Genomic DNA, 15,346 nt, shown 5'->3' with positions numbered 1-15,346 from the left:
AACCCCGCCCGGCGCGACGGGCGCGACGGGGCGCCAGCCATCAAACACGGCCGCGCAGCGGCACCCTTTCCCGAGCGACGGTGTAACCGGAGCGACGAGGGTGGCGGCCGACGGCTCTGCCCCCACCCCGCCCGCTGCCGCGGGATCGCCGGCAGGGTCGGGGCTCCCACCGGGAAATTCAGTGGCCGTCAGGCGCGACGGGCCGAGCGGCGGAAATCCGCGGGGGATTGGCCATAGGCTTGGCGAAACACGGCCGTGAAATGGCTGTGGCTGGAAAAACCCAGGTCCGCCGCGAGGGCCGAGAGATCGTCTTGCGTGGCCATCAGGTCCAGCGCACGGGCCAGGCGGAGCCGCAACTGGTAGCGATACAGCGGCATGCCTTCCACGCGCTGGAACACCTGGGTGAGATACACCGGCGACGCGCCTATTTCCGCACCGACGTCGGCCAACGACCAGCGACGCGACACGTCGCTGGCCAGCAACACCTTCACCCGGTCGGCCAGGCGCCGCTGGCCCTGCGTGGCCTCCGGTGCGTGCGAGGTCCGCGGGCCGAGGCTGCGGCCGACCAGGTTCAGCAATAGGGTCTCCGCCTCCAGCGGTTCCATCGTCCCCTGCTCCAACCTGTGCCGGAGCAAGGCCACCATGGCCTGGGCGCCGGGATCGATGCGCCGATGATGGGCGCGGAAACCGGATACCGGTCCCTGCTCCAGCAAGCTGGCAGGAGCGAGTTCCTCCAGCAGAGGCGCGGCCACCTGGACCGAAAGACTGGCGTCGCTTCCCTCCACCGGATGAGCGATCCGGTAGCCCTCGTCGGCATTGAAGAACACCACGTGGTTGGCGTCGGCGACGGCCTGGTCGCTGCCAACGTGGCGCACGTAGAGCCCGCGGTAAGGGAACACGAGGTAGGTGGACGCCGCGCATTCCTCGGGGCCGCGATGCGCGCACCCGCCGTGGCAGACCACGTTGCGTACGGAAACGCTCGCCGTTTCCAGCGACGCGTTTACGCTGAGTTCGTTCGCGGTGGGGTCGGACCGGGCCATGGCCGCGAGGATCGCACAGGCGTGCGGTCCCCGCGACTGCCGGTCAGTTCGCCGGAACGCCCATCTCCTTCAGGAGATTGTCGGCGTGATCGAGGTGGTGCATCACCCACAACATGTAGCGCACGTCGACCTGGATCGAGCGGTTGAGCTTCGGGTTGAACAGCCAGTCGCCGCTGACCGACTCCCAGTTGCCGTCGAAGGCGAGGCCGACGAGACGGCCCTGCGCGTCGAGCGAAGGCGAGCCCGAGTTACCCCCCGTGATGTCGAGGTCGGCGAGGAAGTCGACCGGCAGCGTGCCGAGCTTCTTCGACGCGTAGCCATCGAAGGCCTTCGCCTTGATCGCATCGATCTCGGCCTTGGGTGCGTTGAACGGCTCTTCGCCGGTGTTCTTCTCGACGATGCCCTCGGCCGTGGTGAAGGGCGCGTAGCTCACCCCGTCACGCGGAGCGACGCCTTGCACGTTGCCGAAGGTCACCCGAAGCGAGCTGTTGGCATCCGGATACACCGGCAGGCCCTGCGACTCCTTCCACGCGATGATCGCCTGCATGTAGCGTGGACGCAGCCGGGCCAGTTCACCATCGCGGGCGTCTTCTTCGTTTTCGATCTTCTTCAACTCGGGCAGCACCGCATTGGCCAGCTTCAGCATGCTGTCGTCGCTCGCGGCGATCGCCTTCTTGTCGGCCTTGAACCACTTCATGCGCTCGGCCGTGTCGCCGAGCTTGCTGCCCTTGTAGAGCGCCGACACCTTCCCCTGGATGGCCGAGCGCGTGGATGCGCCGGCGAGCCAGGTATCGAGCGCCGGCAGGCGCTGGTCCTTCGGCAAGCCGACGTAACGAACGAGTGCGTTGACCAGCAGGTCCTGGTCGGTCTTCGCGTCGTAGCGGCGTTCCATCTGCTTCAGCGCGCCCTCGATGCGCACCTCGTCGCGCTGCTGGTAACCCGCCTCGCGTTCCATGTCCGGCTTGGTGCGTTCGTCGGCGAGACGGGCAAGGCGTACACCGCTGGCGAAGAGCTGGGTGCGCGAGATGAGGGCGAGGTCGACATCGCGCTCGCGGGTGGCCTGGTAGGTGGCGAGCTTGGCCTTGAGTTCGGCGATGTCGGCGACGAGTGCCTGATTCTCCGCGCCGCCCTGCTTCTTCAACCATGCGTCGAGATCGGCTTCCTGCTTCTGCTTCACCGCGACCGCATCGGCGCGGCGCAGGCCCTCCAGCTGGCCGCCGAAGTTCTTCAAGTAATTGTTCAGGCCGGCGACGAGGCTGGCGTATTTCACCGTGACGTCGGGGTTGACCTTGCCGTTCGCCGCGATGGTGTCGAGTTGCTCCTGGTAGAGCTTGATCTGGGTCGGGTACTGCCAGTCGATCGCGCTGCTCACCTCCTGGGCGAGACGGTACCGGTTCGTCCTGCCCGGGTAGCCCACGACCATCACATAGTCGCCTTCCTCCACGCCTTGCGGGTTGAGCTTGATGACGTGCCTGGGATGGTAGGGCACGTTGTCCTTGGCATACGTGGCCGACTTGCCGTCCTTCGACACATAGGCGCGCAGGTAACTGAAGTCGCCGGTGTGGCGTGGCCACATCCAGTTGTCGACATCGCCGCCGAACTTGCCGATGGACTCGGGCGGTGCGTAAACCAGGCGCACGTCCTTGATTTCGAGCTGCCTGATCAGCTGATAGCTGTAGCCGCCGTGGAAGGTGTACACATCGCAACGATATCCATCGGTCTCGCACTCCTTCACCAGCGTCTTCTTGGCGAGGTCGATGGCGTCGTAGCGTTGCTGGCCGGTCATCGCCGGGGTGAGCTTCGCGGTCACGTCCCGGGTGACGTCACGGATCTCTTCGGTGACGAAGACGCGCATGTCGGGCGAACCGGGCAGTTCCTCCGCGAAGGTCTTCGCGAGGAAGCCCTGCTCGATGAGGTTCTTTTCCTTCGTGGAGTTGTACTGCAGTGCGCCGTAGCCGCAATGGTGATTGGTGACGATCAGGCCATCGGGCGAAACGAAGGAGGCCGTGCAGCCGCCGAGGCTCACGATGGCGCCCATGGGATAGGCGGTGAGGTCGGTGAGCGTGGTCGGATCGAGCTTCAGGCCGTGCTGCTTCAGCATGGTGGCGATCTTCGGCAACTGGGCCGGCTGCCACATGCCTTCGACGGCATGGGCGGCGGGGATGAGGCCTGCCGCGAGGGCGGTAGCCAGTAGGGCTCGGCGCATGATGGATCTCCTTTGGTTTTCCGGGCGCGCGCTGGGCGGTGGGGATCGCCGACAGGGTCGGCTCCCACCAAGCTGCGATACTGAAACAATTGTTATAATGTAACGCCAATCCTGGCGAATCGCGCTCCGGCGCGTACGTGCCGGAGGTCACGCCTGTGTCCTCGACCCTGACAACTCGCCCATCGCTCCTTTCTGAACGTCTGCTAGAACCCGCCCGTCGCGCATAAGTGTTCGATCAATGAGCGCGTCGCCGTCGATTGGCGCCGATGTGGCGCATAGACCACGGAGAAGGACCGCGTGCGGCCGCGCAGCCGCGGCAGCACTTCGACCAGGGCGCCGGAGCGGATCCGCTCCGCGGCAATGAAGTCGTAGGTCTGCGCGATGCCCATGCCGGCGGTGGCCAGCGAGGCCGTGCCGAGCACGTCGTCCGAAATCCGGAGGCGGTCCGGGGGCGTCCATTCGATGTCCGTTTCCTCGTACCGCAACGACCAGGCCGCGATGCGTCCCGTGCGCGGCATGACGAACGACAGGCAGTCGTGCGCCTGCAGTTCCTCCAGGGATGAAGGGGCGCCCTTGCGCGCGAGGTACGCCGGCGAGACTACGAGGCAAAGCGCGGCATCCTCCAACTTGCGCACGACCAGGCCGCTGTCGGGGAATTGCCCCATGCGGATGGCCAGATCGAATCCTTCCGCTACGAGGTCGACGTTGCGATTGGTGATGTTCACTTCCACTTGCACATCCGGGTGCAATTCGGTGAAACGGGCCAGCAGGCGCGGCAGGCGGTAATGGCCATAGCTGGTGGGCGCACTGAGGCGCACTTGTCCGGTCAGCTGACTGGCAGCGCCCTGTGCATCCCGTTCGGCATCACCGAGCATGGCGAAGGCTGCGCGCACTTGCTCCAGGTATTGCCGTCCAGCGTCCGTCAGGCTCAGGCGACGGGTCGTTCGGCGCAGCAGCTGGTTGCCCAGTCGCGTTTCCAGCCTGACCACCGCACGGCTCAGCACTGACGCCGTCGTGGAGAGTGCGGCCGCACCGGCCGTGAACGAGCCGTGGTCGGCCACGGCAACGAAGGCCTCCACGTCGTCCAGGTAATCGAACCGGCGTCCCATCTTGTCTCCTTGAGAACTAATGATTGTCCAGCATGCCGGTTTATCGCCTTCATGGGGATCAATAGAGTGCTCTCCATTCCCTTCAGGAGTCCAGCGATGAAACGACTGCTAGCCCCTCTCCTCCTGCTAACCATGAGCGCCCTCGCCTTTGCCGGCACCTCCCAGACCCAAGGAGTCCATCCCATGAAGCCGTCCAGCCAACTCAAGCCCGTCCTGTTCGTCGTCACCAGCCACGGCATCAAGGGCAGCACCGGCCAGCCCACTGGCTATTACCTCGGCGAAGTGACCCATCCGCTCGCCGAGCTGAAGGATGCAGGCATCCCGGTCGAATTCGCATCCATCCAGGGCGGCGAGCCGCCGGTCGATGGCCTGGAACTCGGCGACAAGATCAATGCCCGTTTCTGGAACGACGCATCGTTCCGCGAAGCCATGAAACACACCCTCAAGCTCGACCAGGTCGACCCGTCGCGGTATTCGGCCATCTATTTCGCCGGTGGCCACGGCGCGATGTGGGACTTCCCCGCCAGCCCCGACGTGGCGCGCGTCACTCAGGCCATCTATGAGCGAGGCGGTATCGTCGCCGCCGTTTGCCACGGTCCCGCGGCGCTGGTCAACGTCAAGCTCGCCGACGGCAGCTATCTCGTCGCCGGCAAGCACGTTAGTGCATTTACCAATGAAGAAGAGAACGCCGTGGGCCTGTCCGACGTCGTGCCCTTCCTGCTCGCCGACAAGCTCAAGGAAGTCGGCGCGCTGCACGAAGCGGCGCCGATGTGGACCAGCAAGGTCGTCGTGGATGGCCGCCTGATCACCGGACAGAACCCGCAGTCGGCTTCGGGCGTGGGGGCGGCGATCCGCGATGCGCTTCTGAAATAAGCGCTGGACGTTTCTTGTGCCACCCTGGTGCACCCGCGACGACGCTATCGCCCGATGAACTCCAGGACGCGCGATACGAACGCTTCGTCCTGGCCGGCAAAGCCATGATGGGCGCTGAACCGGCAAGGATTCTCATCGTCATCCTTGCCGCCGCTCATCCAGGCAACCTCGACGCGGCTGCCTCCCCACTGTTGGAAGGGAGCCACACCCGCGGGATGGGTCCAACGGCAGTGATCGTCGCGATGATGGAGCACCAGCGTCCGAGGCAGCAGCGCCGGTGATTTCAGCAAGGAAACCACACTGTCCCCTGGCCCCGATGCCTCGCTGAGGAAGCCGGAGGACAGCACCAGCCTGTCCGGTCTGGCACCTTGTGCCAGACCTTCCGCCGCGCGCTGCGTCCCCTTGCTGGTCGCGACGACGATCACCGGGCGTTTCAGCCCGGCCATATAGTCGACAGCGCCGGCAAGATTCGCTCCCAGGTCGACCAGCAAGACGTTGTAGCCCCCGCGCACGAAAGCATCGCGATTGCGAATCAGAACGTTGTCGGCGGCATCGGTGAACCGTGCGCCGGCCATGACATTCAGCCGGCCATCGCCACCCGTCAGCAGAAGCATGCTTCCCTTGGGATCGCGGGCGCGGATAAGAATGTTCTTCACGCCGCCGATGGTGATGGTTTCTCCGCCGTCGACCGTGACGGCTTCTTGAGCATTCGGCTGGACATCCATCGCGACAGCCTTGCCGTGCACGGATGCCACCGCGATGGCTGCAAAGCCAAGCAGCCGTCCAGCCCTTCCCAGAAGATCAAATGTCGGTGCCATGCATTCCCATTCGGTTGGATGCCAAGATATTCAGTTCGCTGTGGAGCGGCGGCGGGGTGCGGACGAATCAGCTGCTTAAATTGATCGTCTACTAGCCGGAACGCCCAGTTCGCGCAGCAGGGAGGGCGACGGGTACACCTTGTCGATCAGCCAGCGCATGTAGCGCATGTCGACATGGATGGCGCGCTTGTAGCGCGGGTCGTACATCCAGCTGGCGCTGACCGCTTCCCAGTTGCTGTCGAAGTTGAGGCCGACCAGTTCGCCCTTCGCGTTCAACACCGGCGAACCCGAGTTGCCCCCCGTGGTGTCGAGGTTGCTCAGGAAGTCGACCGGCATGGCGCCTGACTTCGGATCGGCGTATCCAGCGAAATCGCCCTTCCGGATGGCGTCGAGCAACGGCTTCGGCGCGTCGAAGGGCTCCTTGCCTGTGTTCTTCTCGACGATGCCGGCGACCGTGGTCAATGGGGCATAGGTGACCGCGTCGCGGGCCATCAAGGGGGTGACCTTGCCGTAGCTGACGCGCAGGGTCGCATTGGCATCGGGGTATACCGCCTTGCCCTGCTTCTCGCGATAAGCGATCAGGGCCTGCATGTAGGCGGGACGCAGGCGCAACAGATCGCCTTCGCGGGCCTTGCGCTCGTCCTCGATGCGCAGCAAGGCGGGACGCAGGATGCGCGCCGCCACCAACAGCGCGTCGCCACTCTTTTCGATCTCCGCCGGGGCGGCGGTGAACAGCCGCAGGCGCTCGGCTTCGTCGCCGAACTTCGTCGCGGCATAGAGGCGATCCAGCGCTTGCGCGAGTTCGGTGGGCGTGCGGCCGAACACCTTGTCCACTTCGGGAAGCCGCTGGGCGTCGGGCAGTCGCTGGTAGCGAAGCATCAGCGATGTCACCAGTGCCTTCTCCACGCGCGGATCGTATCGGCGCTGCACCTGCTTCAGCTGGCTCCGGATCAGTTCCTCGTCGCGCTTCTGGTAGCCCGTCTCGCGCGCCGCGTCCGCCTTGGGCCGCTCCACGGAAAGACGATCGACTGCCAGGGCGCCACGCATGAGCTGGGTCTGCGTGGAAAGCAGCCCGACCAGCAGGTCACGCTCGCGCACGTCCTTGCCCTGGGCGATCAGGGTCATGACCTGATCGATTTCCGGTTTCAACGCCTTCCCGTCGGGCTGCCCCGCGAGCCACGACAACATCGCGGTTTCGTCGTCGCGGCGGATGGCGACGGCGTCGCTACGCTGCAAGCCTTCCAGTTCGCCGCTGAATCGCTTGATCCCGTTCTTCAGCGTTTGCAGTTGCGACGCATAACGAATGCCGGCTTCCTTGTCGGCCTTGCCCTGGGCTTCGATCACGTCCTGGAGTGCCTTCAGCACGGCCACCGACGTCGGCAGCCGCCATTCCACCTGGTCGGCGAACTCGGCCGCCGTGCGATGGCGATAGGTGATGCCGGGATAGCCGGCGAGCATCACGAAGTCGCCTTCGGCGACGCCGTCGGTGGCGAGCTTGAGGTGCGAGGGCGGATGGTAAGGCACGTTGTCCGGCGAATAATCGGCCGGCTTGCCGTCGCGCCCGACGTAGGCGCGCAGGATGGTGAAATCGCCCGCGTGGCGTGGCCAGACGAAGTTGTCGATCTCGTCGCCGTAGTTGCCGATCGCGCGTGGCGGCGCGTAGACGAGGCGGATGTCACGCAGTTCCAGTTGTTTCACGAGGTAGAAGTCGCGCCCGTAGAACATGTTGGCGACGCTGCACTTGATGCCCTCTTCCGTCTCGCATTCGGCCACCAGCGCCTTGCTCGCGGCATCGACGGCATCGTAATAGGCCCGGCCCGTCTTACCCCTGGCCTGCGCCAGGATGCGATCGGTGACCTTGTCGAAACCGACCGTGACGCGAAGCCGATAGTCGGGGTTGGCCGGCAGTTCGCCGGCGCGATCCGGTGCCACGTAGCCATCGGCGATGAGGTCGCGTTCCGGCTTCGAGTTGTACTGGATGACGCCGAAGGCCACGTGGTGGTTGGTGACCACCAGGCCGTCGGCCGAGACGAAGGAACCCGTCCCGCCGCCCACCTTGACCACCGCGTTGAGCGGCGCACGGGTCAGGTCGGCGAGGTCCTTCGGATCGCCAAGGAAGCCGGCATCCTTGAGGTTCTTCGCAATTCCGGGCAGTTGCGAGGGCAACCACATGCCCTCGTCGGCTTTCGCGTCCAGCGCCAGCGCCATGGCGGCTCCCAGCATCATCGAGCGGATTCGCATGTTTCGTCGTCCCCTGTGGGTCGTGCAGAGCGTCCCGACCATAGAGGCCCAGCGGGCCACTGGCAATGGCGCGACGCACCACGATCCGGGGCCTGTGCGGCTTATAATGCCGGTTTGGGTCCGCGCCGCGGGCCTCCCCCGCACGGAACCCACGAGCCCCATGCAGCAGACGATGAAGGCGCTGGTCAAGCGCAAGCCCGAGCAAGGTATCTGGATGGAAGAAGTTCCGGTGCCGCAGGCCGGCCCGAACGAAGTCCTGATCAAGATCGAGAAGACCGCCATCTGCGGCACCGACCTGCACATCTACAAGTGGGACGAGTGGTCCCAGCGCACGATCACGCCCGGCCTCACCATCGGCCACGAGTTCGTCGGCCGCATCGCGGAGATCGGGCCGGGCGTGACCGGCTACAAGGTCGGCGACCGCGTCTCGGCGGAAGGCCATATCGTCTGCGGCCATTGCCGCAACTGCCGCGCGGGGCGCCAGCACCTGTGCCCGAACACCATCGGCATCGGCGTGAACCGCAACGGCGCCTTCGCCGAGTACATGACCATGCCGGCCTCGAATCTGTGGCCGATCCCCGACCAGATTCCCTCGGAGCTGGCCGCCTTCTTCGATCCGTACGGCAACGCCGCGCATTGCGCGCTGGAGTTCGACCTGATCGGCGAGGACGTGCTGATTACCGGTGCCGGCCCGATCGGCATTATCGCCGCCGGCATCGCCAAGCATGTCGGTGCCCGCAACGTCGTGGTCACCGACGTGAACGACTATCGCCTGAAGCTGGCCGCCGACATGGGCGCCACGCGTGTGGTCAACGTGTCCAAGCAGTCGCTCAAGGACACGGTGAAGGACCTGCACATCGAAGGCTTCGACGTTGGCCTGGAGATGAGCGGCAATCCGCGTGCCTTCGGCGACATGCTCGAATGCATGTACCACGGCGGCAAGATCGCCATGCTCGGCATCATGCCGCGCGGCGCGGGGATCGACTGGGACAAGGTGATCTTCAAAGGCCTCACCCTCCAGGGCATCTACGGACGCCGCATGTACGAGACCTGGTACAAGATGACCCAGATGGTGCTGACCGGCTTCCCGCTGCAGAAGGTGCTTACGCACCAGATCGCAATCGACGACTTCCAGAAAGGCTTCGACCTGATGGACGCCGGCAACTGCGGCAAGGTCGTCTGCTCGTGGACCTGATCCACGTCGCCTGACCGCGCTCCCACCAGCGCCCCCGCCGGGTACACTGCCCCCCGGGGGCCATGGGGTGAAGGAGCGGCGGTATGGAAACATTCAAGACACGCGGCAAGCTTTACTGGCGGAAGGGGCACGAACGCGCCCTCACCGTCTATCGGTCACGCCGGACCCGGCGCATCACCGTCGGCTTGTTGATCGCGCTCGTCGTCTTCGGCCTGCTCGGCTTCTTCGCCGCGCCGCCACTGATCCGTTCGCAGGTCGAGTCGCGCGCCAGCGCGGCGCTGGGCCGGCCGGTCACCCTCGGCTCGATCAGCCTCAACCCGTTCACCTTGAAACTGACCGCCGAGCGATTGCACATCGGCGAGCGCGACGGCAAGACGCCCTTCGTCGATATCGAGCGACTGACGGCGAACGCTTCCTGGGCCTCGCTGTTCCGGGCCGCTCCGATCCTCGACGAACTGCGCATCGACGAGCCCCGGATCCACCTCCAACGCAGCGCGCCGCAACGTTTCAATTTCTCGGACATCCTCGAGCGCTTCGCGACGGACCCCGCCGCCCCCGACACGGGCCCGGCCAGGTTCGCGCTATCCAATATCGCCGTGCATGGCGGCCAGGTCGATTTCGACGACCGCGTGCTCGACGCCACCCACCGCCTCGACCATATCGACATCGGCATTCCCTTCATTGCCAGCCTGCCCAGCGCCACGGACATCTTCGTGCAGCCGCTGCTGGCGATGAACGTCGACGGTAGCCCGCTGCGCGTGCAGGGACAGACCAAGCCATTCGCCAGCAGCCGCGAGTCCATGGTCAGTTTCCGGCTCGACCAGTTGGACCTGCCCCGCTACCTCGGTTTCGTGCCGACCCCGCTTCCTGTCGCCGTGCCGGCTGGAAAACTGTCCGGCCTGCTCGACCTGCGTTTCACGATGAACGAGGACAAGCCGCGCGTGGTGTTGAGCGGCCGCCTGACCATCGACGGCCTGCAGGTGAACGACAAGGGTGGCGCTTCGCTGCTCGCGCTCGGTCATGGCGACGCGGCGCTGACGGCGCTGGAACCGCTGACCTCCCGCTATCGCCTCGGCACCGTCGCCCTCGACGGGCTCGACGTGCGCTACGCGCGGCTTCCGGGCGGTCGCAGCAATATCGACGCGTTGACAGCACCGGCACCCGCGCCGGCAAAGGACGCGCCCGCGACCGACGTCCGCATCGACAACCTCACGCTCAAGGATTCGCGGATCGAATACGCCGACCTCGCCGCGCCGGCACCCGCGCGCCTGGTCCTCGACCATGTGCAAGCCAGCCTGCGCGGGCTCAGCACCGTCGCCGCGCCCACCGCCCTGCTCGACGTCGCCGCCCGCATGGCCGGCGGCACGATCGCCACGCAAGGCAAGCTGGACCTCGCCGCGGCCCGTTACGCGGGCAAGCTGTCCCTGGCGGACGTGTCGCTCGCCGCGTTGATGCCGCTGACGCCGCCTCTGTTGAACGCCGACATCACCGGTGGCAGCGTCGGGGCGAACGGTGACCTGGCCTTGGACTGGCAGAACGCCGCCATCGTCCGCATCTCGAACGCCAAGGCGAAGCTGGACGGATTCCAGCTCGTGCCGCGGAACGGACGCGCTTCGCCGGTGACGTGGAAATCGATGGCGGCGTCCATCGCGCTGGTCGATCTCGCCACCAGCGAGGCACGTCTCGACCAGCTCACGCTCGACGGCCTGGCACTCGACCTGCAACGCCTCGCCAACGGCAACCTCGATCTCGCGGGCATCGTGAAGACGCCCGCCGCGCCCGCCAGACCGGCAGCCCCGTCAGCGGCGTGGCGCTGGAGCATCGCTCACCTCGGCGTGAACGAAGGGACGGTCACCCTGCGCGACGCCAAGGCACCGGGCAAGCGCAACACGATCGCGATGCAGGCCACGTCGTTCGGCATCGACGGCCTGTCCAACGACATGACCCGCCCACTCACCGTCGACCTCAAGGGCAACCTCGGCAAGGGTGCTTTCGCGGTCACCGGCAAGGTGAAACCGCAACCACTCGATGCGGACCTGCGGGTCAAGACCACGCGACTCGACGTGGCTCCGCTGCAATCGCTGGTGACGGTACCGTTGAACGTGCGCGTGGACAGCGGCCTGCTCAGCCTCGACGGACAAGTTCGTTATAACGATCGCGGCAATGCGCCCGCCCGGATCGCCTATCGCGGCCAGGCCACGCTCGGTCGCGTGCGCGTGCTGGACAAGCTGACCGACGCCGATTTCCTTCGCTGGACCTCGCTCAGCGCCAGCAACATGGTCATTCGCATGGGCGAGGCGGTGCCCCATGTCGCCATCGGCGGCCTGGCGCTGGACGACTTCTATGCCCGCGTGATCATCAACGCGAACGGACGTCTGAACCTCCAGGATGTCGTCGCCAATCCGGAAGCACCCGGGGCCGTCTCGGTCACCCAGGCGCAGGCCACGCCCGCGCCGGCCGCACCGACGACCGAGTCTCCTGCCGCCACGCCGGCCGCGCCGGCGGCGGACATCCGCATCGGCCAGGTCACCCTGACCAGGGGCCACCTCAACTACACCGACAACTTCATCAAGCCCAACTACACCGCGGACGTGACGCGCCTGACCGGCAAGATCGGTGCCTTCGGCACGGACGGCGGTTCACCGCCCGCCGACCTGACCCTGCAAGGCCAGCTCGACGACAACGCGCCGGTGGACATCGCCGGCACGATCAATCCGCTCGCGCCGGTGGCCTCGCTGGATATCACGGCCAAGGCGGAAGGCATCCAGCTCGCCAACCTCTCGCCGTACTCGGGTAAGTACGCCGGTTACCCGATCACCAAGGGGCGGCTCAACGTCGACGTGCACTACCTGCTCGACCAGCGCAAGCTGACGGCGGACAACCATATCTTCATCGACCAGTTGACCTTCGGCGACAGGCTCGAAGGTCCCGGGATCAGCCATCTGCCGGTGAAGCTGGCGGTGGCGCTGCTGAAGGACTCCCAAGGTCGCATCGACGTACGCGTGCCCGTGTCCGGATCGCTGGACGATCCGCATTTCAGCGTGGGCGGCCTGGTCTGGCGCGCCATCGGCAACCTGATCGTGAAAGCGGTCACCTCGCCTTTCCGCCTGCTCGCCTCGGCGGGTGGCGGCCGCGAGGACCTCGGCTACGTGGAATTCGCCCCCGGGTCCGCCGTGCTCGACGCGACCGCGCAGGCGAAGCTGGCCGAGATCGTCAAGGTCTTGGCCGACAAACCGTCGATCAGCCTGGACATCGTCGGCCGCATCGATCCGTCCAAGGATGAATCCGGCCTCCGCACCGTCATGGTCGACGACCTGATCCACCAGGAGCAGGTCGCCGACAAGGAGGACGACACCACGCCGCCGACGGCCGCCGAGCAGGAAAAATACCTGGAACGGGCCTACCGCCATGCATCGTTCCCCAAGCCGAAGAACATGATCGGCCTGACCAAGTCGCAGCCGCCGGAGGAAATGCGCACGTTGATGGAGACCAACATGCCGGTCGACGCCGACGCCCTGCGCCATCTGGCGGAACGCCGGGCCAATGCGGTCCGCCAGTGGCTGCAAGGCAAGACGGACGACAAGCGGGTCTTCGTCGTGGCGCCCAAGACGGATGCCAAGGGTATCGATGACGGGGGCAAGACGACCCGGGTGGATTTCGGCCTGCACTGACGCCATCCGGGATCGAGGTTTTCTCATTCGTGCAAAGGCCTCACAATCGGGAGATTCCTCCGTCCCCGGAAACCTCCGCCATGACCTACCCCGGCCAAACCCGTTTCGCCAGCGAACTCGACTCCATCCGCGAGCAGGGCTTGTTCAAGAACGAGCGCATCATCGTCTCTCCGCAGTCGGCGGAGATCGAGTTGGAAGGCGGCCGGAAGGTTCTCAATTTCTGTGCGAACAACTACCTGGGGCTGGCCGACCATCCCGAGGTGATCCAGGCGGCCAAGGATGCGCTGGACACCCATGGTTTCGGCATGGCCAGCGTACGCTTCATCTGTGGCACGCAGGACCTGCACAAGGAGCTGGAGCGCAAGATCGCCGACTTCTTCGGCAAGGAGGACACGATCCTCTATGCCGCCTGCTTCGACGCCAATGGCGGGCTGTTCGAGCCGCTGCTGGGCGAGGAAGACGCGATCATCTCCGATGCGCTGAACCACGCTTCGATCATCGATGGCATTCGCCTGTGCAAGGCCAAGCGCTTCCGCTACGCCAACTGCGACATGGCCGATCTCGAGGCCCAGTTGCAGGCGGCCGATGCCGCGGGCGCCCGGACCAAGCTCATCACCACCGACGGCGCGTTCTCGATGGACGGCTTCGTCGCGCCGCTCGCCGAAATCACCGCCCTCGCGCGCAAGTACGACGCGCTGGTGCACATCGACGAATGCCATTGCACGGGCTTCCTCGGTGAGACCGGTCGCGGTTCGGCGGAGCTGCACGGCGTGCTCGACAAGATCGACATCATCACCGGAACCCTCGGCAAGGCTCTCGGCGGCGCCCTCGGCGGCTTCACCACGGGCCGTCGCGAAGTGATCGAACTGCTGCGCCAGCGCTCCCGTCCCTACCTGTTCTCCAACTCGCTGCCGCCGCACGTGGTGGCCGCGGGCAGCAAGGTGTTCGACATGCTCGCCGCCGCCGGCGACCTGCGTGAGCAGGTGAAGGAGAACACCCGCTACTTCCGCGAGAAGATGACCGAAGCGGGCTTCGACATCCGCCCCGGACAGCACCCGATCGTCCCGGTGATGATCTACGACGCGAAGCAGGCGCAGGCCATGGCGGCGGAACTGCTCGACGAAGGCATCTACGTCACCGGCTTCTTCTTCCCCGTGGTACCGCAGGGCAAGGCGCGCATCCGCACGCAGATGAGCGCCGCGCATACGCGCGAGCACCTGGACAAGGCCATCGCGGCGTTCACCAAGGTGGGCCGGAAGCTGGGTGTGCTGAAGAACTGAGGCTCCGCAACCCCGCCACTTCCGCATCGCCGAGATGCCGCCATTGCCCCTTGGCCAGATCCCCCAAGACAAGATCGCCGATAGCCACGCGCACGAGCCGCAACACGTCGAAGCCCAGCGCCGCCAGCAAGCGCCGGATGTGCCGGTTCCGCCCCTCGTCCAGCGTCACTTCCAGCCACGCATTGCGCTCGCCCTGGCGCAACAGCGAGGCGGCAGCCGCACGCAGGGTCTCGCCCGCGTCGACCACGCCTTCGCACATCGCGGCGACCGTCGCCGCATCCGGCTGTCCCGCCACCTGTACGTGGTAAGTCTTCGGCACATGCGTCGCCGGCTCGGTGATTCCGGCGGCCCATGCCGTGTCGTTCGACAGCAGCAGCAATCCCTCACTCGCCTTGTCGAGCCTTCCCACCGGTCCCAACCAGGGAAGTCCCGCCCCGTCGAGCAGTGAATAAACCGTGTCACGACCCCGCTCGTCCGCGGCCGATACCACGATGCCGCGTGGCTTGTTCATCGCGATATAAACGGGCGCCACGGCCTGCGCGGCACCGCCGTCGATTTCGATGCGCTCGTTTCCCGCCAGTGGAAACTCGGGATCGCGCACGATCCTGCCATCGACCCTGACCCTCCCCTCGCGCGCCAGCCGCTCGCCCTGGCTGCGCGAACAGATGCCACGCTTGGAAAGCACGCGGGCGAGGCCGAACACGGGAGTGGCGGTGCGACGCGGACGCGATGTCGGCGAGCGGGGTGGCTGGCGGGGCATGCGTCTAAGGATAGTGGCTGGCGGGCGACGCTTCATCGTGGATTTTTTTTTGAGGGTTGTTTGAGGGCTCGGCTTTGCCCTCGCATTCGTTGTGTGCGGCGAGGGGAGCTGCCGGGCGCCACCCTCGGCGCGACGGTAGTCGCCGTCCCTTGG

General features: G+C 66.0%; 10 protein-coding genes. 4 read left to right on the top strand and 6 right to left on the bottom strand.

Features of this window, described 5'->3' with window-relative positions; genetic code table 11:
* Positions 1-188: 188 nt before the first annotated feature.
* The 3 genes from ACR9ZJ_RS15660 to ACR9ZJ_RS15650 all read right to left on the bottom strand — a co-directional run bounded on the left by ACR9ZJ_RS15660 (position 189) and on the right by ACR9ZJ_RS15650 (position 4,355).
* Positions 189-1,040, bottom strand: coding sequence for a helix-turn-helix transcriptional regulator (locus ACR9ZJ_RS15660; protein WP_481280901.1), 852 nt, complete (start codon positions 1,038-1,040; stop codon positions 189-191).
* A gap of 43 nt (positions 1,041-1,083) precedes the next feature.
* Entirely contained in the window at positions 1,084-3,246 is a 2,163-nt protein-coding gene (locus ACR9ZJ_RS15655; protein ID WP_481288257.1) for a S46 family peptidase, read from the bottom strand.
* Positions 3,247-3,449: 203 nt separating this feature from the next.
* Positions 3,450-4,355 (bottom strand): LysR family transcriptional regulator, encoded by a 906-nt coding sequence (locus ACR9ZJ_RS15650; protein WP_481288256.1) that lies wholly within the window; start codon positions 4,353-4,355, stop codon positions 3,450-3,452.
* Positions 4,356-4,538: 183 nt separating this feature from the next.
* On the opposite strand from ACR9ZJ_RS15650, the gene ACR9ZJ_RS15645 reads away from it, so the two are divergent.
* Complete coding sequence (locus ACR9ZJ_RS15645) at positions 4,539-5,228, top strand: type 1 glutamine amidotransferase domain-containing protein (protein ID WP_481280904.1); 690 nt, start codon at positions 4,539-4,541, stop codon at positions 5,226-5,228.
* Between the two features lie 44 nt (positions 5,229-5,272).
* On the opposite strand, the gene ACR9ZJ_RS15640 is transcribed toward ACR9ZJ_RS15645, so the two are convergent.
* Complete coding sequence (locus ACR9ZJ_RS15640) at positions 5,273-6,046, bottom strand: hypothetical protein (RefSeq protein ID WP_481288255.1); 774 nt, start codon at positions 6,044-6,046, stop codon at positions 5,273-5,275.
* 75 nt (positions 6,047-6,121) lie between these two features.
* Entirely contained in the window at positions 6,122-8,287 is a 2,166-nt protein-coding gene (locus ACR9ZJ_RS15635) for a S46 family peptidase (RefSeq protein WP_481288254.1), read from the bottom strand.
* Between the two features lie 172 nt (positions 8,288-8,459).
* On the opposite strand from ACR9ZJ_RS15635, the gene tdh reads away from it, so the two are divergent.
* The 3 genes from tdh (at position 8,460) to kbl (ending at position 14,433) form a co-directional block, all read left to right on the top strand.
* The gene (tdh, locus tag ACR9ZJ_RS15630) at positions 8,460-9,482 is read left to right on the top strand and encodes an L-threonine 3-dehydrogenase (protein WP_481282708.1); all 1,023 of its coding nucleotides are present in this window, start codon (positions 8,460-8,462) and stop codon (positions 9,480-9,482) included.
* A gap of 83 nt (positions 9,483-9,565) precedes the next feature.
* The gene (locus ACR9ZJ_RS15625) at positions 9,566-13,153 is read left to right on the top strand and encodes a DUF748 domain-containing protein (protein WP_481288253.1); all 3,588 of its coding nucleotides are present in this window, start codon (positions 9,566-9,568) and stop codon (positions 13,151-13,153) included.
* An 80-nt stretch (positions 13,154-13,233) separates the two neighbouring features.
* Complete coding sequence (kbl, locus tag ACR9ZJ_RS15620; RefSeq protein ID WP_481280908.1) at positions 13,234-14,433, top strand: glycine C-acetyltransferase; 1,200 nt, start codon at positions 13,234-13,236, stop codon at positions 14,431-14,433.
* Here the strand turns inward: kbl and ACR9ZJ_RS15615 are convergent.
* Positions 14,393-15,193, bottom strand: coding sequence for a pseudouridine synthase (locus ACR9ZJ_RS15615; RefSeq protein ID WP_481288252.1), 801 nt, complete (start codon positions 15,191-15,193; stop codon positions 14,393-14,395). The genes kbl and ACR9ZJ_RS15615 overlap by 41 nt on opposite strands.
* Positions 15,194-15,346: the final 153 nt, after the last annotated feature.

The organism is Luteibacter sp. KNZ12-1A (genome assembly GCF_056755675.1).
Note: the sequence above shows the minus strand (reverse complement) of the source record. Positions and strands in the feature narration are given on the sequence as shown.